The sequence below is a fragment of the Thermofilaceae archaeon genome (assembly GCA_038731975.1).
In the GTDB taxonomy this organism is placed as follows: domain Archaea; phylum Thermoproteota; class Thermoprotei; order Thermofilales; family Thermofilaceae; genus JANXEW01.
In genome coordinates, this window is sequence record JAVYQJ010000016.1 from 1 (window position 1) to 18,431 (window position 18,431).

Consider the following 18,431-nt stretch of genomic DNA (forward strand, 5'->3'; position numbering starts at 1 on the left):
GCGTTGAGGACTGGTACGAGTTCTACTGGAAGGTGGGCGAAAGGCTGATCAAGGTCGAGTACGTAACGCGGGGCGACCCGGTGGAAGCCCAGCGGGAGCTCATCGCCTCTCTGGCCCCCAACCTGCAAGTGGGGGGCATGCCCGTCGGCGTCTCGGAGGCCGAGAGCGCGGCGAAGGCCCACCTCAGCTGGATCAGGAGGGCCTTCGAGCAGGCGCTGAACCGGGCCTTCAGGGAGGGTGGGCCGTGAGGGTCGGCTACGTCATATCCAGGAGGCCGCCCACCAACTCCAGCTTCGAGTTCGAGCTCGAGGAGCCGGGCAGCGTCGCGGTGGGGGACTTCGTCGAGGTCCCCCTGGATAGGGGGGCTCTACTCGCCAGGGTCGCGAAAGCCTACGTGGAGAACCAGCTGCTCTCGAGCCCCGGGCTCGTCAGGGAGCACTCGCTCTACGGGCTCAAGCTGCCCAGCAGAGCCGCCCTGGAGACCTCCGAGGTCCACGTGGCCAGGGCCGAGGCGGTCGGCATCGTGGCTGAGGACGGCATCCACCCTCCGAGCACCCCACCCACCCCCGGCTCCCCCGTGTACACGGCGGCCGGCACCTCCCTCGCCAGGCTCCTCGGCTTCGTGGAGGGAGGGGTTAGGCTGGGGCGCGTCTGGAGGAGCGGGGTTGAAGCGGTGCTGGACGCGGAGCTTCTGCTGAAGCACCACGTTGCGGTTCTGGGGGCGACGGGCTCGGGGAAGTCCTACACGTGCGGAGTGCTGGCCGAGGAGGTTCTGGAGCTCGGGCTCCCCCTCGTCGTCCTCGACCCCCACGGCGAGTACGCGACCCTCTCCGAGCGCTACAGGGTGAGGCGCCTGCGGGCCGACCGGGTCGCCATCCCGCCCGGGGAGGTTTCGCCGGACGCGATAGCCGAGGCCACCGAGATGAGCGACGTGCAGAGGGACCTGCTCTACCTGGCCTGGCAGGAGGCCGAGGGCCCCTACCTCGAGGACCTCGAGGAGGCGGTGAGGAGGGTTACGGCTCAGTTCCGTTTCAGGGACGAGACACTGATCGCGCTGGTGAGGAGGCTCAGGGTCCTCAAGGCCTACGGCGCCTTCACTGGGAAGGGCGAGCGGCTCGAGCTGGCCGAGGGCGAGGCGCTCATCATCGACGTGGGGCTCGGGATGCCGGAGCACGTAACGAGGGCGCTGGCCGGCTCCATCGTCTGGCGCCTCTTCGAGGCGAGGAAGCTGGGCGACGCGCCGCCCTTCGCCCTGATCGTCGACGAGGCCCAACGCTTCCTGCCCGTCGACGAGGAAACGTTCTCGAGGACGGCGCTCCGGACGGTTGCTAGGGAGGGGAGGAAGTTCGGGGCCTCCCTCACCATCGCCAGCCAGAGGGTCGTGGGCCTCGACAAGGACGTGCTCAGCCAGTGCGGGACGAAGATCCTCCTGCGTATGGACAGCCCAACCGACCTGGCGATGCTCAAGCCCGCCCTGGGGAGCTACGCGAAGCTCCTCCCCCACCTGCCCACCGGCGTGGCGCTCGTGACCGGCGTCTCCGCCCGCTACCCAGTCCTCGTCGAGGTTAGAGGGAGGAAGACCACCCACGGAGGCTCCGGAGTCAAGCTCCGGGTAAAGGCGCCGAGCGGAGGCACAGGCTAGAACGCCACGACAATCGATTCTCCCGCGCGCTGGAGCGGGCTTCAAGCTCTCGCAGCCCCATCAGGCGGTGAGCTCGTCGGGCGACACCAGCGTATCCCTCAACCCGATCCTGCGGACGAACTCCTTCAGCTCCCTGTCGAGCGTGAGGAACCTCAAGTTGTAGCGGACTGAGGCGGCGTAGAGGATGTTGTCGATCATGTCCCTGTGGCCGAGCGCGTACAACCTGGCAGCCTCCGCGAAGACCCAAGCGTCCTCCCTAACCTCCCGGTAGACCCCGCTCTCCAGGATGCTCGTAAGCCCCTCGCTGAGGGCCTCGCGAGCCTCCGGGCTCGAAAGCCTCCTGGCAGCAACCCAGAGAGCCTCCAGGATGCTGAAGCGCGAGTAGTAGACCTCCAGGCCTGAGTCGGCGAGAGCCCTCAAGCCCCTGAGAACCTCCCCTCCCACGTCGATCCCGAGGGTCGGGAGGATGAAGGACGTGTCAAGCAGAACCCCCGTACCTCGCCTGCTCCTCAAGGCTCACCGCCTCAACCTCCTCCGGGCTCACGGAGGCGAACTTCCTGCCCGCCAGGGCCAGCCGGATGGGGTCGCGGACCAGCTCCAGCACGATCCTCCCCCCCTCAACCCTGATCAGCAGGCCATCCCCCTCCCGCAGCCCCACGGCTTCAACCACGGCCCTCGGGAGGTACACGGCGTACTTCCTCCCCACGCGAGCCCTAAAGACCACAGCCACCAACCCGCACCAGGCTAAAGGGCTCCCACCAGGTTATAAGAATTTAGTCAGGTTAATAGGCCGAAACCAGGCTAGGGTGGGTGAGCGAAGCCGGTGGCTTCAAACCCGCGATCAGGCCGGGGCTGCCCGCGGCTGCAGTAGACCTCGACGCCATCGTAGGGTAGGCCTGAGTGGGTGATGAACACCCTGTCCCTGTAGCTGGGCTGGTAGCCGTCCCTGTACCTCAGGATCACCCGCTCCCTCGCGGCCCTCCGGAACTCCCTGTCCTCCAGGAGCTCCTCCCAGCGCTCCCGCAATTCCCTCTCCCGCTCCCTGGCCTCGCGCTCCAGCTCCCTGAAGCTGCACCACCGCTCCAGCTTGCCGCAAGCCTCCGCCGCGAGGAGGCACTTGAGGAGGTTGTTCTCCTCGTTGCTGAGGAGGTACTCGACGTGCGGCGCCGTAGGCTTTAAGTGCTGCTCAGCGAAGCTCCAGAGGTCCGACAGCCTGTAGCCCCTCCTACCCCCCACCTCAACAGGCCGGTAGCGCTCCACGGCCTCGAGCAGGGCCTCCGCGGCCGAGTAAGCCTCGAGCAGCACCTCCAGCGTCCGCCACCTCCCCTCGCTGATGAGGCACGCCGTGTCCACGGTGACCTCACCCCCCTCCTCAGCGAGCCTGGCACCTCTCAAGGCCTCCGCGACGGCACCGATCAGCTCGTCCACCACCTCCCTGAGCCTCGGCAGCTGGGCGCGCCCCAGCAGCCTGGGCGCGTAGTCGAGGGCTACCAGCGGGAAGCCGAAGCTGGCCGCGTACCACAGGCTCTCGAAAACCTCCCTGGCGCCGGAGAGCCTCTCACCAAGCTCCCGGAGGCCTCCCGCAACCCCCCTGAAGTCTACCGAGAGGAGCGTCTGCGGCTGCTGGAGGAGGTCCAGCACGTCGTGGAGCAGCCTCCTCCCCCGCCCCGCCTCAGGGTTGGGGAACTGGTAGAAGCCCGGGTCCAGCACCATCTCGTGCACCGCGAGCTCAACGAGCCCACCCTCAGGGCCGGGGAAGGGGTCGGAGTTCAGGATCCTCAAGCGCAAGTCCTTGAGCTTGAACCTGAGGACCCTGAGCGCCGCCAGAACGGCGACCAGCGCCGTGCTCGGCATGTAGTTGACGCCGTGGGTGAGGTCCAGCCAGACCTCGTCAACCCCGCCCGCGTCGAGAACCTTCTTCAGCACGTGGAGGAGAACCACGCTCTTGTAGAGCTGCAGCGAGCCCCTGAAGACCAACCAGCGATCCTTGAGCCTGAAGCGGCCGAACCCCGGGCACACCAGAACCTCAACCGAGCCCTTCAGCCACCCCCTCACCCCCTCGTCGAGAGACTCCTCCTCAACTTCGAAGGCGTCAACGAACTCGCCGTAAACCTTCTCAACCCAGCACCTAACCTCACGCTCCAACTCCCCCCAAGTTCCCGGCAGCGAGCCAGCCCGGAGGCCGGGCGAAGCGTAGAGCGTGTCAGGAACGAGGATGAGCGCCCTCGCGCCGCGGCCAGCCCCATAGAGGATCAGCGGCAGAGCACTCCTAGCCCTACCCGCGAGCTCGCGAAACCTGTACCTAACCCCCGCCCACCGCGAAGGGTCACCCCACGTCGAAACTATCAGAACACCGCCGGACACCACCCGTCAAATGCAGTGGACACAAGGGTTATTTCTGGGCAACGCTGAAACAAGCGGCCACCCCACTGCAGAGACCACCAAGCTCCCAGCAGCAGCGCGGACACGAAACCAGTATATAAACCGGGTAACCAGCTCGCATTAAGCATCTCCACAGAGCAGCAAACAATGAAGGGGAACGCGAGCCAGCCCGCACGCTAGCGCAAGGCGGTAAAGACCCCCAGTCGCTGGAGTAATCCGTCATCTATCGTGCTTTCATCCCTAAGAAGAAGGGGTCAGCAGCATACATATTTGGAACCCATTTGTCTGAAAATCGATGAAAAGAGAGAAAGAAACGATGAGAGGAGAGGATGTAGAGAACTTCATTAATAAGGTAAAGCGGTCGCCTTCAACGCTGCTCTGCGGATGTAGGAAGTACCATGAGATAGAGCAGAGGGACATCCCATACGTGGTCTCATGGTATTTAATGCGTAACACCGAAAATCCCCACTTTGTACTTGCTGGGGCAAAAACAATGGTGCTTACCTGGAACGCGATGTACTATCAATGGTTGCCGACAGATGTTAAAGCTAACCTAGAGAAGGATATCATGGACTCCTACTATGCGTGCAAGCCCTACTTAGATTATTTTCGATCGAAAAACCTTGCTCAATTGAGTAGGAAAGATATTGAGAAAATAGGCGATATTTTCTACACCTTCTCATCGAAAAAGTCGATAGGATTTACGGGTGCCTCCAAAATTTTGCATTTGATCAACCCTAACGTGTTTATGATGTGGGACGCGGGCATCCGAGGTGCCTATCATAAGCTGCACAGAGAGAAAAAACATGGGGATAGAGAGTGCTACATCGAGTTTATGTGCCAGTCTCAGGAAATAGCTCGGGAGCTGCTGAAAATCACGAATGAGGATGAATTATGGAAAGAGCATTTATCCTTTGTCGTCGACAGGGACTTCGTCCAGGCGTTTTCATTCCGCGAGTCTATATTGAAGATGTTGGATGAATGCAACTACGTGAAGTTCACTAGGAATTTTGATTTCGACTGCGACATGCCGTAGAGCGCAGAACCCGTTAGCAAGGCCTTGAAGGAGTCAAACCTGGCAAGGCTCACCCAGCTCAGCATGCCTCGCTTAGAGGTTGTGATGTTTCGAAGTTGAGTTTCGAGAACTACACAGAGGAGCGTCAGTGTGGCAAAAGACGCGCCCCCGATCACGCGTGTCAAGATCAGAAAAATTCGAGGAAACCCATCATGTGTAGCATAAACTCGGGAGCTAGGAATGCGATATGGGGCTACGATACCATGTACTACTGGGCATCGCAGCGGAGTCGGGCGTTTTCGCTCGATAGGCTGCGGGTTGCGGAGGCTAGCCGAGGGCTCTGCAGAGGGTGCTGTAGGCGCAGTAGCCGCAGCGGGGTCCCCTGAGCGGGGCTGGTGGCAGCTGCGCGGCGACCATCCTCCAGAGCCCGCGGGCCAGCGACTCGACGTACCGGCGGGTGGCGGGCGTGACCCTCTCCTCCACCGGGCCGTTGGAGCCGACGACGATGACGCTCGCGAGGGTGAGCCTCATCGTCTCCTCCGCGCAGAGGCCGTAGGCGACGGCTTGCGCGAGCACGTGCCTCAGCCTGCCCCTCAGTGCCCTCCGGGAGACGGGGGTTAGGGCTTTCACTTCCACAGCCTTGAAGAGGCGCCCGTTGATTAGCAGCGCGTCCGCGAAGCCGTAAAGCCCCAGCCGCCTGCTGGCGACCCTCACGCATCTCTCAACCCTCCAGCCCTCCGGCGCCAGGTGGGCGAGCTGAACGTCCAAGCGCTGTGCGGCGCGCATCGACTCGGTCACGTAGTCCCTCTCGACGAACAGCTGGAGGTAGGCGTAGCGGGGGCAGTAGGCGTACTCCTTCAGCAGCCTCACGGGGAGCAGGCCGGCCTCGATGAGGCTAGACAGTGGCGTAGGGCCTCACCCCCTCGAGCGGGGCCATCGGGGTTCCCAGCACGAAGGCCTCCCTCACGCTCCTCCCGGGGACGACGAAGACGATGACCGAGTCCGTGGAGGCGTCGATGAGGGGAGCGACGGCCCTCGCCACATCCTTCGCCCTAGCCACCCCTCCCACCCCGACGAAGGCGCTCCTCTGCACCCTCGCCAGACCCATCAGCTTCAGCCTCCTCGCCACCCTCTCCCTGGACTCGTTATCCGAGATGTCGTAGATCACGATCAGCCGCAAGCCTACCACCTCACCCTGTAGGCGGCGTAGACGGGCTCCGAGCCCCTGAGGTAGGAGGCGAGCTGGGCCGCCTTCCGCAGGATGATGCTGTCCAGCGGAGCCTTCGAGGCCCCGTCCCCGTGCGGCCTGGAGAGCGCCTCCAGCACGACCTCCGCCACCGCCCTCCTCGACTCCCTGGTCAGAACCCCGTTCACCACCTCCAGCCTAGGGCTTGAGAAGATGAGGGGCTTGTCCACAGCCACCGGCCTGAACTGCTCGACGAAGTCGTACACCAGCGTCCGGTGCCCGCTCTTGGGAGCGTGCATGAAACCCCCGTAGGGGTCGAGGCCGACCAGGAGCAGGGCCCTCTCGCACCGGTAGTAGAGGATCCCGTACCCGTAGTTGAGGGCCAGGTTGAACGGGTCGCAGGCCGCCGGATCCCTCCCCTCAAACCCGTACTCCCCGGGTAGGAGCCTGGCCACCGCGCGCCAGTAGATGCGCGCAGCCCTCGCCTCGAGCTCCATGAACTCCAGCGCCCCCGCCCTGCAGGACCTGACTTCATCAGCCACCTCAAGGATCCGCTCCGCCTCCAGAGCCGGCCACTCCTCCCTCCTCGACTTCGCCGCGTACCTCAGCACGGCCGCCTGGTTCCTCAGCTTCGCCTCGACGATGCTGCGCACCGCCTCCAAGCCCCTCCCATCCAGCATCGCCCTGTACTGGGCCACCCTGGTCTCAACCGTCTTGTTGATCACCGGCGGGTACAGCCTGGCGACAGGCTCGCCGCGCGGGCCCAGCACCACCACGTCAACGCCCTGCACCGCCAGGAGGCTCAGGGCCGCGCTCGAGAGGGAGGCGGCCCTCGTCGCGACAATCAGCGCGTCGAAGCGGGCCGGGGAAACCTCAACCCGCTCCCCGTCCGCAGCCTGGACCGTGACCACGCCCCTCCTCGCGTAGACTTTACAGGGCTTAGAGACGAACAGCGCCCTCAAGGCAGACACCCCTCCAAGGGCACAGCTGCGGGCAGGAGTCAGCCCGACCCGGGTCGTCGCCGGACTCCACGATCCTCGCGATCTCATCCCTCACGTCCAGCACCCTGCCGCGCAGCTCGTCGTCCACCGTCACCACCCTCCACGAGACCCTCCCCTCCCACGACAGGCTCACCACCACGCCGAAGTTGACCGGCACTAGAGCGGCCGCCTCCAGGGCCATCGCGTAGGCGGCGACAGCCAGCTCCTTCCTCGAGCCGTCCCCGAACACGAAGTCCACCGGCACCACCCCGACCACGAGGTCCGGCTTCACAACGCCGGAGAGGCCGATCGGGCTACCCGGCAGCTCCGGCTCCACAGCCACGGGGAGCCTGCGCCCCCCGAACACCCAGGAGGAGGCGAAGGAGGCGGCGACGTCGAAGGCCTCGGCAGCCCTCCTCCTCAACTGGCCCGTCAAGCCGCGGAGCACACCGGCCTTCCTCGCCGCAAGCTCCTCCATCAGCCTGCCCGGCCTCAGCGCCGCTCGGAAGGGCTCCAGGAAGGCGCTGTGCAGCACAGCCCCCACCCTCAGCAGCTGTCCATCCGGCGGCTTGAGGCCCATCACGCGGGAGAGGTACACGTCCCTCTTCGACGGGCAAGGCGAGGAGAGCTCCGAGACCGTGGGAGTAAAGGAGCGCCTCGGCCCCACGAGATCACCCCTCCAGCCCCGCAGCTCCGCCACCAGCTCCGCGGCCCCCAGAGCCCTAGCCCTCTCCCATACGTAATCTGGCAACATATTTCCTCCATAACAGTTAGTTACAGCCACCTTATAAACATATCCACCCCGGTTTCCGGTGGAAAAACTACCGAAAACGCTTGATAGTTAAGCTCCGATCTAAACCATTAGGGGGCTGCAGCGCTATGAGCAAGGCCTCTAAAACGTCCCCGTTCCGGCGAGTTAAGCCCAATGCTGTTTCCATAAGGAAACTCATTGCCAAACTAATCAATGAGGACAATATTAGCTAACAAACAGCTTTAGCTCCATCTCTGATCGAGAAAACCCCCCTAGGCGCAGTCGCCGAAACTATTCGCCTCAGTCAAAGGAACAGATGACCGCCGAAAAGCGGCACGCCAATCTCTCCCTCAGCCGACTTCGAGCACTGAGATATCGCAGATCCTGTCCTCTAAGTTACTCTTTCCATTCAGAGTTTCGACCCTTTATCGCTCCAAAAGTAAGGATCTTCGCCCCTGCAGGGCTCTTTACGACCGGTTAAGCGAGCTGCGTATCGGGGATCCTGCTGCGAGTGGTCTAGCTAGCGTGCGCTGTAAGCTTCATTCCTAGAGCTATAGCTTCTCTTCACTACAACGAGGCAGCGCCTTCTTCTCTCCTTCCCGCATTTCGTCTTCCTCTACTAGACCTTGCAGTAATCCCATCACATAGGTTAACAATTCCTGTTACCGCCTCAATGGCTGGGGGTAAGAAGCTTCTTGGTCTCCCTACTCTATTGATGACTTCATGAATGTTGTTTACGAAGATTTTAGATCTTAAAATTCCGCTTTTGGTAACTAGTATGTTTGGAAGATCCTTCAAATGCTTGCCAACATCCTTTAGCACGTTGAACTCGCTTGCTATAAGCTCACCTATTTGCTCGAAGCAGCACCTACAAACCTCATGTATAGGCGATGTAATTTCCTCGGGCTTGTAAGAGGTGTAGTCTTGAACCTGATGGTAGTGGTGGAAAGCTATTGGGTAAAGCACAAGTAGACTGATCAACTCCTCCCGGTCTCCATTTTCTCCCTTCAACAAGCTGATGATATTCTCCGTGTGCAGATTAAGATCGAAAGCTTTACACAAAACAATATGAGCATAGAAAGCTGAGACTAGGTAGTGTTGTGGGAATCTTTCGCAAATCCCTTTCAGGCATTCCTCTTGGAATTTCTGAGCAGCTTTGCCTATATCGTGGAGAAGCGCAGCCAGAAGTATACATTCGCGTACCTCAGCTTTTTCGAGGCGGAGAACGTACGAAATTTTCTGCGAAAGAGCATCGGTTTCCCACCGCATCGAAGCCTGCCTGTACGTGTTAATGAGGTGCTCGCATAATAGCTCACACGTGCCGTGGGGTCCCCTGTACGCGAAGCAGCTCATACGCTAATCCCCGAACCGGAAACCTATTCCCTCCTCGTATGCGCCTTCATCGAGGATGTAGCATGTAAGGAGCGGTTCAGCATCCATTGCTACGAGCTTCCGAATAAGTTCCTTACTCATGCGACTGTAATCCCTCTCCTCTTTCGGCGCTTCTTTGCACGTCAGAACTTCGACGCCCAAATATTTTCCCGATTCATCCCTGTAAATACCTACAGCGGCGAAGCCCCTTATCTTATCTTGAAGCCTTCGGAGCAAGCTTAAACCGTAGGTCACCGTCCTATCGACTATCTCGCCCAACTCACTGTCCCGCAAGTCCTCTGGTCTGCCGACAAAGAAGTGAGTGAGCGGCTCCCTCAGCAGCGAGTAGTTCATCTCCTCCTCGAGAGCACTAATGTTTCTAGACGGAAGCATGAAAGCGAAAAAGAGTACCTCGTAAACGTCCACGCCCTCTTCGTGAAGCCTATCTAAACCCTCCTGCAAATCGATTATCCTTTCGTAACCGTACACTTTGCCCCCATCGTTGTAATCGAAGGGTATCCTCCAGTCGATTCGGCTCCCCTCTATATTCGCGCTGCTGACGAAATTCACCAGCCTACGATTACTACCCTCATGGGTTATCAGGTATACTTCTCCCTCCTCCCCAGGGTCCTTTATGCGTCTACACACTCGACCAGCAACCTGGACTAGGGAGAAAGTGTTCGTAGCGTCTCTGAAGGCTGCATCGAAATCCCAGTTCACTCCGGCTTCAACTACAGGCGTTGCAACAACGGCGAATCCGCGTGAACAGCCCCTTTGAAGCTCTTCGATCCTATGCGTGGCGATCGTTCTATCTCTGAGCGTCAACTGGCCATGGATCAGAACAGCGTTAACCTCATCCTTCAGCGCCCGATAACTTTCCATAGCTTTTCGAACGCTATCTCTTACGATGAGAACCCTCTTGCCGGAGTAGACGAGCTCTTTTGCCTTTTCCACTACCTTTTCCTCCTCAGTAAGCTCAGTCTTCCAAGAAATTTTCTTAGCCCAATCCAAGAAGTTAGCATCCTTCAGCACCAAAGTGCGACCTTCCTTTTTCCACTCCTGCCCCAGCGTGAATATCCTTAGCCGTTGGTTGGACCACTCAACCAGCTTCTGCTTGAAGACGCTCCCGAGAGTTGCTGACATCACCACCAGCGGTATTCTCGCGCTCAGAGAGTACTCAATCAGCTTCCTGAGGAAGCATAGCATTTTCCCGGTGCTTTCGTCCTCAGGGTAGCGCAGGATCATATGAGCCTCGTCGAGAAAGACCGATGAGGCAAGGATCCTAGCCCTCAGGATGGCGTAGCGCTTGACGCTTCTGAAACTATCGATGACTGGAACACGCATCATGTTGTAAGCGAATGAGTCTAACGTGGTCACGATCGCTCGGGCATCGAAAGCGGGGCTCTTCTGGGCCTTGATAGACGATCGATTCCCGCTGCCGTACTCCCTGAACATTAAGTCCATGCACATTTGGTAGGCCACATCGCCCTCACCCACACCCATTCTCTCGAATGCCTCCCGGGCTATCTTTAAGCGAGCATCCGATTTCTGCGGATCGAAAGCGGCGAGGTAGAAATTCCTGTAAATATCGCTGATGATTGCTCTCAGCGGAAGGACGTGAATGAGGTTTCTGGAAACCCCTATTTCGTGGAGCTCGCTCGCTAGCAGGGGGACGGACGTAGATTTCCCGTAACCGGGAGGCGCTTCGACAACGATTATCTCAGACGCGTTATAGGAGCCGCGGAGGTACTCCACTACCGAATTGACCAGCTCACCGCTCATACTGCCTCAAGTTATCAGCCTCGACAAATTCATCAACCTCTGAGCGACCTGGTTCCAGTTACCCTTTAAGATTTGACTACCCTCCCGCTGAACTTCAGCTGAAGTTAGTAAGCGAAGCGCGCCGTAGAGGTAGATCGGCTGCCGATAGAAGTGGTACATCGCTAGGCCGTTGGCGAGGTTTTGCACAAGCCCACGGTAGTTGTTGAACCCTTCCGCTGGGCAGTTCATCAGCAGCCGGACTATGGAGCCCGCAGCACCGCTAAGCCCGATCATCTTCACCAGACCCGTTATATCGATGCTGTCGAAGCCCTTAGCCATTACTTTCTGCCCGGAGAGGGCTAGCCGGAGGTACTCGAAGGACGTTGGGTTTTTGAAGATACTCTTCAGCACTTTTAGCCTCGCGGCTCTCACCGCGACAGCGGCTGAAGCCCCGATCAGTATTGGGAGGAATCCCATGTTCGCCTGAGCTAATCTTCGGGTTACGCGGCGGACCAGGGAGTTTACTCTTCCGCTAAGGGGGGCTAGCTGGGGGTGTAGCCTTACCATTACGTAGCCGTACTCCGTTATGCCCTCTTCTCGTCCCCCCACAATGTATGCAAAGGTGAGCAGAGCGCCAATACAAGCAAGCGCAATAACCTCCTCGCTGGCTCTGAAAACGTCCCTTTTCTTACGCCCGGGCCCGCCCACAATTCTTACGTGCTCTGCGAAATCTATCGAGAGAGCTGACGGTAGCGACAAGGTCTTCATACCATGACCCTGGGCACTGATGTAGGTGCTTATAACGTTCAGAGCGTCCTGAAGGGTCATCGACTGATCTTTAGGGCCAAGCGGGAAGGGAGGGCGGTTCGCGAGGCGGCTTTTCACTGCCGGTGACTGCGTGACGTGATTGTGAAGATTCTGGAGCATGCTGATGGCGTTCCCAGCGTTTAAGTCTTGGATTACCATCCCTATAGTTAAGCGTAGAGCTGCATCAGCGAACCAGGCGAACGAGTAACCTTCGAATTCGGCTAGATTACCGATCGTTACAACTGGTGCCCTCCCAGCTCCTCTGGAGCTTGTCTGCCCTCTTCTACCGCCCATGCTCTAGCACCTCACGGGGGACCGGTATGCACAGGAGCTCAGTCGACGTAGCCATGGTCATTACGACGCCTCGCTCGCCTAAGATTACGCTTACGGGCTTCAGTGAAAGTGGGCTTGGAACTACATACTCCTCGTACGGTATACTCCGAGGATCTGAAATGCTCTTTCTGAAATTCTCAGGAGTGAGTCTAGGCAGTCTTTCGATAACACCTGCATCCCTATCATAATCCTGTGCGATGGCCCTGGGGAAGTAGAAGCGCGTTTCGCACTCAGTATCGTCCCGGATGATCTTCGACGCCTCCTCGAAAACAACCTCTTCGACAGAAACCAAACCCTCCTTCCTCCCCACTCTTACGATGCCGTATGCGCACCTAATCAACTCGGGGTCCGTTATTAGGTAGAACGCGTACAGCTGGTCAGCAAGAGTGCACCTCCGTGCAGCGATTGTATAGGCCATTTCAAGTCTACTCCAGTAGTCCTTTCGGAGGTATATGTGCTGGTACACTCGTTCGACGGTTCTGAACGTAACGTAAGTGTAGACCGGTGCGGCAGCGGCATACAGTACCTTTCCCTGCTCTACGAGCTCCACCGCCGGTGAGCAATCGTTAACAAGCTCCATGTAAGAACCGCGCAACCTGAAGTACGGGTAAGCTAGTGCACCAACCAGTGTGGTGGGCGGCGGCAGTAGGAAGGAGTCTGCAGATATCGAAGTTAATGGTACAAAAACCGATATCGGTGAGTGTAGAGAGAGTCTCACGAGGAGGGCGTATACTCGTCTCATCACTTTCCACTTCCCGCTTTAATCCATTCGAGGGTCTTGTCTCTCAGCTTCTCAATCAGTTCCGAGAACGTGCCTACGGCTGTTACGCTGGGATTCGCGGGAGACGCGCCTGAAGGAGTGTACACACCCTCCTTGTCGAAGTAGAATATAGCTACTTCCTCATTGGTATCTTTGAGCAATGAGACGTACCTCTCGGCTCTACTAATAGTGTCTTCAATGTAGTTCCTATTCTTAGATAGCCTGGCTGGGCTCACCATAAAAGGTAGAGGTTTCGAGAGGGCTGCAACGGCTCCAACGATCTCATAAATCGGCAGGTAGCGTGCCTTCTTCGCTCCAAACGTTAACCCTTCGAATAGGCATCCTAACGCCTCATAGGCAACTCGAATTCTCTCACCCTTCTTTTCTCCGTCAAGTGCTTTAAGACTGATCCCTCCCTGAACTTTCTCATAACCCGTACCTATCCTGCCCACATCTATAAACACACTTACAGTGTAGACAGCAGTGCCCGCCTCAACTTGGAAGGGCCTGGGCTGCTGACCAGGCATCGGAGCTCTGACGTGGAACTGCGGGTCAAGGGCCACGTTTGACGACTCGATGTCCGGGAGCATGTAGCTGAAACTGAGAGGGGAGGTTCTCCGAATCGTGACCTCAGGTACGAGGAAACCCGTAAGATCCTCCACGATGCACTGCTCAACAAGCTTCCATTCGCTCAGCGTTTTATCCTCGCTTGTGGCGTGTTTTAGGAAGCCTCCCCTAATCTCGTACTCCCTGCACTCATCACAAACAGGGAGATTCTTCATCTGAGCCAGAGCCACTAGCGTTTTCATGTAGCCGAAGGCTAAAGCCTGGCCCGAGACTGCTGGAGCTATGATCAACCTATAGCCGCGCCCATCGGGGCGGGGCTTCAGTATCGAGGCCGTTCTGTGCCTGCCATAAGCCCCAAGCGCTTCAACCATGTTTAGTGCCTCAACGTCAACCCTCATCCTAACGCTAAGGGATGCGAACACCATAACTCTCACCCACCCGGTACCTGTTGCGTAGCACCACTAACAGCCTGCTGCGAGCCCCCCTCCGTTGCAGACTGCGTCGCCTGAGCCGGCCCTCCAGCTTGCGCACCAGCTCCTTGCACGGCTACCGGTGCCGCAGTTATCGCGATGACAGCCAGTTTCTGCGCCACTCCGGGGTTACGCTCAATCTCCTCGAGGAATTCTTCAACCTCCCTCTGTGGAGGGAGGGGCCACTCCTCTGAGACAGCAATGCGCATCGCATCGTAGAGCGCGATTCGCACCATGTCGGGGTCCAGAGCCCTAGCCATCCTATCTATGGGGCTAAACCTCTTATCCTGCGCAAGCCGCCTGAAAAGCGAGATGAGACCCCCATACTTTTCCTCAAACTTCTTTCTTTCACTACTCATGCGCTTAGTGTACGCTTTATTGATAATTAAGCTTTACGGTAGCTTCAAAAGCATTAAAAAGCATAAGTTGCACTTACAATGCAATGACCCTGTTCGTGGTGACGATAGGCTTCGAGGAGAAGTTCGCGGTGCGCATGATCACGAGGCACGGCCTCGACAGGGGCGACCGCATCCTCCTCGCCACCGGGCCTCCCGCACCCCAGAGCGACCGCGTCATCGGCTTCCTCACCGACTTCGTCACCAGGTACTACGGGTCGGACGTCGGGGTGAAGGTGCTCCACCTCAACCCGGCCGAGGGCTTCGAGAGCATGGTCCAGAGCATCGTCCAGGCCGTCAGGGCAGCAGCCGGGGAGGGGGAGAGGGTCGTCTTCAACCTGAGCGGGGGGATGAGGAGCATCTGCATCGCAGCCCTCCTCGCAGCCCAGCTCCTCGCCTCCAGCGGCGCCAGCGTCGAAGCCGAGCTCGAGACCGAGGACTCCAGCACCCTCCTCAGCGTGCCCACACCCCTCCTCCAGCTCCCCCGCGTCGCGAGGGAGCTCACGCCCGAGAAGATCGAGATCCTCCAGGCCCTATCGAAGCGCGAAGCCACCGTCAAGAAGCTCTCCCAGCAGCTGGGCAGAGACGAGTCCACCCTCGCCCGCCACATCCGCGCCCTCGCCTCCCTCAACCTACTCCAGCCCCAAACCCCGAGACCCACAGCCTACAAAGCCACCCAGCTCGCCCTCCTCATCGCCGAAACCCTCAACCCGAAAAACCGGGGCAAACAGCGGAAAGATAACGGAAAGGTGTGAGAACATTCGGGGCCGGGGGTATTTGAGGGTTTTGGACGGGGGTTGGGAACAACGCGGGGAAAACCGTTCCCAACGGGGAACACGCGGCCGCAACCATACACGGAAAAAGGATGTGCGCATAAAGGGAAAATGAAAGCGGGAGAAAAACAGAAGAACTTAAAAACCCCCACACGAGACACACAACGGACGCAATCAAGAGATAATAGAAAGACACCGATGCGCTCCTTCCCGTCGAGCCCGCTCGCGTTGTAGAAGATCCAGTGACGCAATCAAGAGATAATAGAAAGCGAGCGCCTGCCCGCCCCCTGAGAACGCCGCTCCACGCCACGACGCAATCAAGAGATAATAGAAAGCACGGTTACCGGCACGGGATCCCTGCAGCAGGTGGGATGGGTGGACGCAATCAAGAGATAATAGAAAGTCGAACTCGGTTCTAGCCATGAGGGCCTCGTAGGCGAGGGCGCCGAGACGCAATCAAGAGATAATAGAAAGGTGCCCCTACCCCGCCGCACAGCTGTGTAAACGATCCGGCTCAGGACGCAATCAAGAGATAATAGAAAGGCGCTAGGTTCGGGGGCACGTCCGGACGCGCACGCCTAATACGTGGACGCAATCAAGAGATAATAGAAAGCCTCGGTATCGCCGCTACGTACGATGGGCAGTTGTGCGCGACGCAATCAAGAGATAATAGAAAGTTCCGTTCACAACCGTGCCGTCTAGCAGCTTTATTGTGACGCTCCTCGACGCAATCAAGAGATAATAGAAAGTGGGTAAGGCCGTGGAGGCCGGCGCGAAGCTGCACGAGCTGGACGCAATCAAGAGATAATAGAAAGTTTTCAAAAATGACACATGTGTGGCACATAGGTAGTAACACATATATATCGACGCAATCAAGAGATAATAGAAAGCGTTTTTCGATGCAAGGGCCCAGAACAAAATTGTATACTCGCGACGCAATCAAGAGATAATAGAAAGTTGGTTTCTACTTTCTGGGTCATCACAAACCTAGTATAGCTGACGCAATCAAGAGATAATAGAAAGTTGCAGTAATATCCACTTCTACGTTTACAAATCCCTCAGGTTCAGACGCAATCAAGAGATAATAGAAAGCGGCTGGCGGGCGGCGTCGAAGAGGAGCCTCCTCTTCCACCTCCGACGCAATCAAGAGATAATAGAAAGTCGTCAGAACAGCTGCAACCGTGTCCTTGATCACGGCCTTGAGACGCAATCAAGAGATAATAGAAAGCCCGCAGCATCCAAGGCGTTCCTCATCCAGTCGGGCAACCTCTCCCAGACGCAATCAAGAGATAATAGAAAGTTGCGATATGCGGCGGCAGCCCCGCGTCTATTGCTCTAGACGCAATCAAGAGATAATAGAAAGATGAACATAGGACATTTTTACGTCTTCGCCAGCAGTAACTAAAAGACGCAATCAAGAGATAATAGAAAGTCAACCATACCGCACCATGGAGGAGGCGGTCTAACGCGGGACGCAATCAAGAGATAATAGAAAGGTAGGCTTTTGTCCCCACGGTTTCAGCCTTCTTGTCAAAGACTGACGCAATCAAGAGATAATAGAAAGCGTGACAATCGCAAAGCTATGTCGCGCAAGGATCAGATACGACGCAATCAAGAGATAATAGAAAGCATGCTGTCCAGGCACCGGGGCACCGAAGCCGTCGCCGACGCAATCAAGAGATAATAGAAAGGCATCTGGAACACGATCAGCGGAGCACTGCCGCTCATCGGCGTCGACGCAATCAAGAGATAATAGAAAGGCATTCATCGATGAGGTCTTCAAAGGCTCCTCCGAAAGACGCAATCAAGAGATAATAGAAAGCGTGTAGTTCAGGACCGCGACTGTGTCTGCCAGCTTCGTCCCGTGACGCAATCAAGAGATAATAGAAAGTCTACTACCTCTTGGTTCCACTATGGTCTCAGGGGTGAACGACGCAATCAAGAGATAATAGAAAGGAAGAAGTGAGTAAAGCACTGGCTGACGAGGCCATCTCTAACGACGCAATCAAGAGATAATAGAAAGTTGGCCGTTTACACGGCAAGTAACGAAGTCACCACAGATGCGACGCAATCAAGAGATAATAGAAAGTAGGTGCAGGAAAGTCCACATTGGCGATCAAAATGCTACGACGCAATCAAGAGATAATAGAAAGGGTGGAGAAAGGTTTAGCGCAGCCGCCGAAACCCACCCCACGACGCAATCAAGAGATAATAGAAAGCCGGAATTGGTTTGGATATCGTATGTTGCATTAGCATTCGGAATAGGACGCAATCAAGAGATAATAGAAAGCCACCCCCACGTCTTCCTAATCCCTTTCCTCGCAACAACGTACGACGCAATCAAGAGATAATAGAAAGCACCCATACGTGCGTGCCGTTTATCGTTACATCGTTTGTCCAAAGACGCAATCAAGAGATAATAGAAAGAGGGAGAGGACTGAGCAGATAGCTGCAGAGAGAGGTATCCCGTATGACGCAATCAAGAGATAATAGAAAGCCATGCGTGAAATGACACGTTATCGGCGAACCAGCCATCGCTGTCGTGGACGCAATCAAGAGATAATAGAAAGTTACCATGGTGAGAGAGCACCAGCCGGGCATCCCTACAGACGCAATCAAGAGATAATAGAAAGCATTTTGTAATTTTATTTTAAAAGATTTTCTTGAAAAGAATTTAAGACGCAATCAAGAGATAATAGAAAGGGAGCTACTGGCTGCAGGGCATCCACAGGCCCCTGGTCTCGCGACGCAATCAAGAGATAATAGAAAGGTTCACTGTTACTTCAAGTAATGATAACGATATAATAAAATCCGACGCGATCAAGAGATAATAGAAAGACCGTGTAGAGCACGCTCTCACCGCCGCCGGGCACGGCGACCGGGACGCAATCAAGAGATAATAGAAAGCGTCCGGCTCCCCAACCGGCCATGGTGCCGGAAAAGGCGCAAAGACGCAATCAAGAGATAATAGAAAGAACGACCGGCGAATGGTGGTGTTGGCAGTGGTGTTGGAGACGGGACGCAATCAAGAGATAATAGAAAGTTGCTGCAGTAATAAGCTACGCACAGCCTGACGAACTGTCGACGCAATCAAGAGATAATAGAAAGGTACAGCTTGCGCATCACGTGAAAAAACAATAACGTATAGACGCAATCAAGAGATAATAGAAAGTAGGTATATCTCCCACCCCCCTGGAAAAGAGGGCGTGCTCGACGCAATCAAGAGATAATAGAAAGG

17 protein-coding genes and 1 CRISPR repeat array (1 of these 18 running past the window's edge) are annotated in these 18,431 nt (G+C 57.2%); of the genes, 4 read left to right on the forward strand and 13 right to left on the reverse strand.

The genetic code is table 11. From position 1 onward, the window contains the following. Positions 1-248, forward strand: a 248-nt coding sequence (locus QXF46_06875) for a hypothetical protein (GenBank protein ID MEM0226583.1), incomplete at its 5' end; no start/stop codon positions are given. Further along, positions 245-1,642, forward strand: coding sequence for an ATP-binding protein (locus tag QXF46_06880; protein MEM0226584.1), 1,398 nt, complete (start codon positions 245-247; stop codon positions 1,640-1,642). The genes QXF46_06875 and QXF46_06880, both read left to right, overlap by 4 nt. Positions 1,643-1,702: 60 nt before the next feature. On the opposite strand, the gene QXF46_06885 is transcribed toward QXF46_06880, so the two are convergent. From QXF46_06885 to QXF46_06895, 3 genes are all read right to left on the reverse strand, one after another. After that, complete coding sequence (locus QXF46_06885; GenBank protein MEM0226585.1) at positions 1,703-2,155, reverse strand: PIN domain-containing protein; 453 nt, start codon at positions 2,153-2,155, stop codon at positions 1,703-1,705. Then, positions 2,121-2,372: an AbrB/MazE/SpoVT family DNA-binding domain-containing protein gene (locus QXF46_06890; protein ID MEM0226586.1), complete on the reverse strand. Its 252-nt coding sequence runs from the start codon at positions 2,370-2,372 to the stop codon at positions 2,121-2,123. Before QXF46_06890 ends, QXF46_06885 begins: the two co-directional genes overlap by 35 nt. A 71-nt stretch (positions 2,373-2,443) precedes the next feature. Then, positions 2,444-4,006 (reverse strand): TM1812 family CRISPR-associated protein, encoded by a 1,563-nt coding sequence (locus tag QXF46_06895; protein ID MEM0226587.1) that lies wholly within the window; start codon positions 4,004-4,006, stop codon positions 2,444-2,446. 313 nt (positions 4,007-4,319) lie between these two features. On the opposite strand from QXF46_06895, the gene QXF46_06900 reads away from it, so the two are divergent. Further along, positions 4,320-5,060 carry a hypothetical protein gene (locus QXF46_06900; GenBank protein ID MEM0226588.1) on the forward strand — a complete coding sequence of 247 codons (741 nt, stop codon included), beginning with the start codon at positions 4,320-4,322 and terminating at the stop codon, positions 5,058-5,060. Between the two features lie 306 nt (positions 5,061-5,366). On the opposite strand, the gene cas4 is transcribed toward QXF46_06900, so the two are convergent. From cas4 to QXF46_06950, 10 genes are all read right to left on the reverse strand, one after another. Further along, on the reverse strand, positions 5,367-5,909 hold the full coding sequence (gene cas4, locus QXF46_06905; GenBank protein MEM0226589.1) for a CRISPR-associated protein Cas4: 543 nt from the start codon (positions 5,907-5,909) through the stop codon (positions 5,367-5,369). 25 nt (positions 5,910-5,934) lie between these two features. After that, positions 5,935-6,228, reverse strand: a complete 294-nt coding sequence (cas2, locus tag QXF46_06910) for a CRISPR-associated endonuclease Cas2 (GenBank protein ID MEM0226590.1) — start codon at positions 6,226-6,228, stop codon at positions 5,935-5,937. Then, complete coding sequence (gene cas1, locus QXF46_06915) at positions 6,222-7,187, reverse strand: CRISPR-associated endonuclease Cas1 (GenBank protein ID MEM0226591.1); 966 nt, start codon at positions 7,185-7,187, stop codon at positions 6,222-6,224. The genes cas2 and cas1 overlap by 7 nt, the downstream gene beginning before the upstream one ends. Further along, complete coding sequence (cas4a, locus tag QXF46_06920; protein ID MEM0226592.1) at positions 7,165-7,956, reverse strand: type I-A CRISPR-associated protein Cas4/Csa1; 792 nt, start codon at positions 7,954-7,956, stop codon at positions 7,165-7,167. The genes cas1 and cas4a overlap by 23 nt, the downstream gene beginning before the upstream one ends. Positions 7,957-8,523: 567 nt before the next feature. Then, on the reverse strand, positions 8,524-9,309 hold the full coding sequence (locus QXF46_06925; GenBank protein ID MEM0226593.1) for a CRISPR-associated endonuclease Cas3'': 786 nt from the start codon (positions 9,307-9,309) through the stop codon (positions 8,524-8,526). 3 nt (positions 9,310-9,312) lie between these two features. Then, positions 9,313-11,109, reverse strand: coding sequence for a CRISPR-associated helicase Cas3' (cas3, locus tag QXF46_06930; GenBank protein ID MEM0226594.1), 1,797 nt, complete (start codon positions 11,107-11,109; stop codon positions 9,313-9,315). A 6-nt stretch (positions 11,110-11,115) separates the two neighbouring features. Beyond that, a complete protein-coding gene (locus QXF46_06935) occupies positions 11,116-11,856 on the reverse strand; it encodes a hypothetical protein (GenBank protein ID MEM0226595.1) in 741 nt (246 codons plus the stop codon). A gap of 322 nt (positions 11,857-12,178) precedes the next feature. After that, positions 12,179-12,970: a type I-A CRISPR-associated protein Cas5a gene (cas5a, locus tag QXF46_06940; protein MEM0226596.1), complete on the reverse strand. Its 792-nt coding sequence runs from the start codon at positions 12,968-12,970 to the stop codon at positions 12,179-12,181. Continuing rightward, positions 12,970-13,980, reverse strand: coding sequence for a DevR family CRISPR-associated autoregulator (locus tag QXF46_06945; GenBank protein MEM0226597.1), 1,011 nt, complete (start codon positions 13,978-13,980; stop codon positions 12,970-12,972). The genes cas5a and QXF46_06945 overlap by 1 nt, the downstream gene beginning before the upstream one ends. A 5-nt stretch (positions 13,981-13,985) precedes the next feature. After that, positions 13,986-14,384 carry a hypothetical protein gene (locus tag QXF46_06950; protein ID MEM0226598.1) on the reverse strand — a complete coding sequence of 133 codons (399 nt, stop codon included), beginning with the start codon at positions 14,382-14,384 and terminating at the stop codon, positions 13,986-13,988. An 83-nt stretch (positions 14,385-14,467) separates the two neighbouring features. On the opposite strand from QXF46_06950, the gene csa3 reads away from it, so the two are divergent. Further along, on the forward strand, positions 14,468-15,175 hold the full coding sequence (gene csa3, locus QXF46_06955) for a CRISPR-associated CARF protein Csa3 (protein MEM0226599.1): 708 nt from the start codon (positions 14,468-14,470) through the stop codon (positions 15,173-15,175). Positions 15,176-15,360: 185 nt separating this feature from the next. Further along, positions 15,361-18,431: direct repeats of the CRISPR family, unit length 25 nt; unit sequence GACGCAATCAAGAGATAATAGAAAG; it runs 4,479 nt beyond the window's last position.

What these genes read in the sequence shown, in the direction of transcription:
- QXF46_06900 (MEM0226588.1), top strand. Translation starts at nt 4,320, where the DNA reads ATGAAAAGAGAGAAAGAAACGATGAGAGGAGAGGATGTAGAGAACTTC.
- QXF46_06925 (MEM0226593.1), bottom strand. Translation starts at nt 9,309, where the DNA reads ATGAGCTGCTTCGCGTACAGGGGACCCCACGGCACGTGTGAGCTATTA.
- cas3 (MEM0226594.1), bottom strand. Translation starts at nt 11,109, where the DNA reads ATGAGCGGTGAGCTGGTCAATTCGGTAGTGGAGTACCTCCGCGGCTCC.
- QXF46_06935 (MEM0226595.1), bottom strand. Translation starts at nt 11,856, where the DNA reads ATGAAGACCTTGTCGCTACCGTCAGCTCTCTCGATAGATTTCGCAGAG.
- cas5a (MEM0226596.1), bottom strand. Translation starts at nt 12,970, where the DNA reads ATGAGACGAGTATACGCCCTCCTCGTGAGACTCTCTCTACACTCACCG.
- QXF46_06945 (MEM0226597.1), bottom strand. Translation starts at nt 13,980, where the DNA reads ATGGTGTTCGCATCCCTTAGCGTTAGGATGAGGGTTGACGTTGAGGCA.
- QXF46_06950 (MEM0226598.1), bottom strand. Translation starts at nt 14,384, where the DNA reads ATGAGTAGTGAAAGAAAGAAGTTTGAGGAAAAGTATGGGGGTCTCATC.
- csa3 (MEM0226599.1), top strand. Translation starts at nt 14,468, where the DNA reads ATGACCCTGTTCGTGGTGACGATAGGCTTCGAGGAGAAGTTCGCGGTG.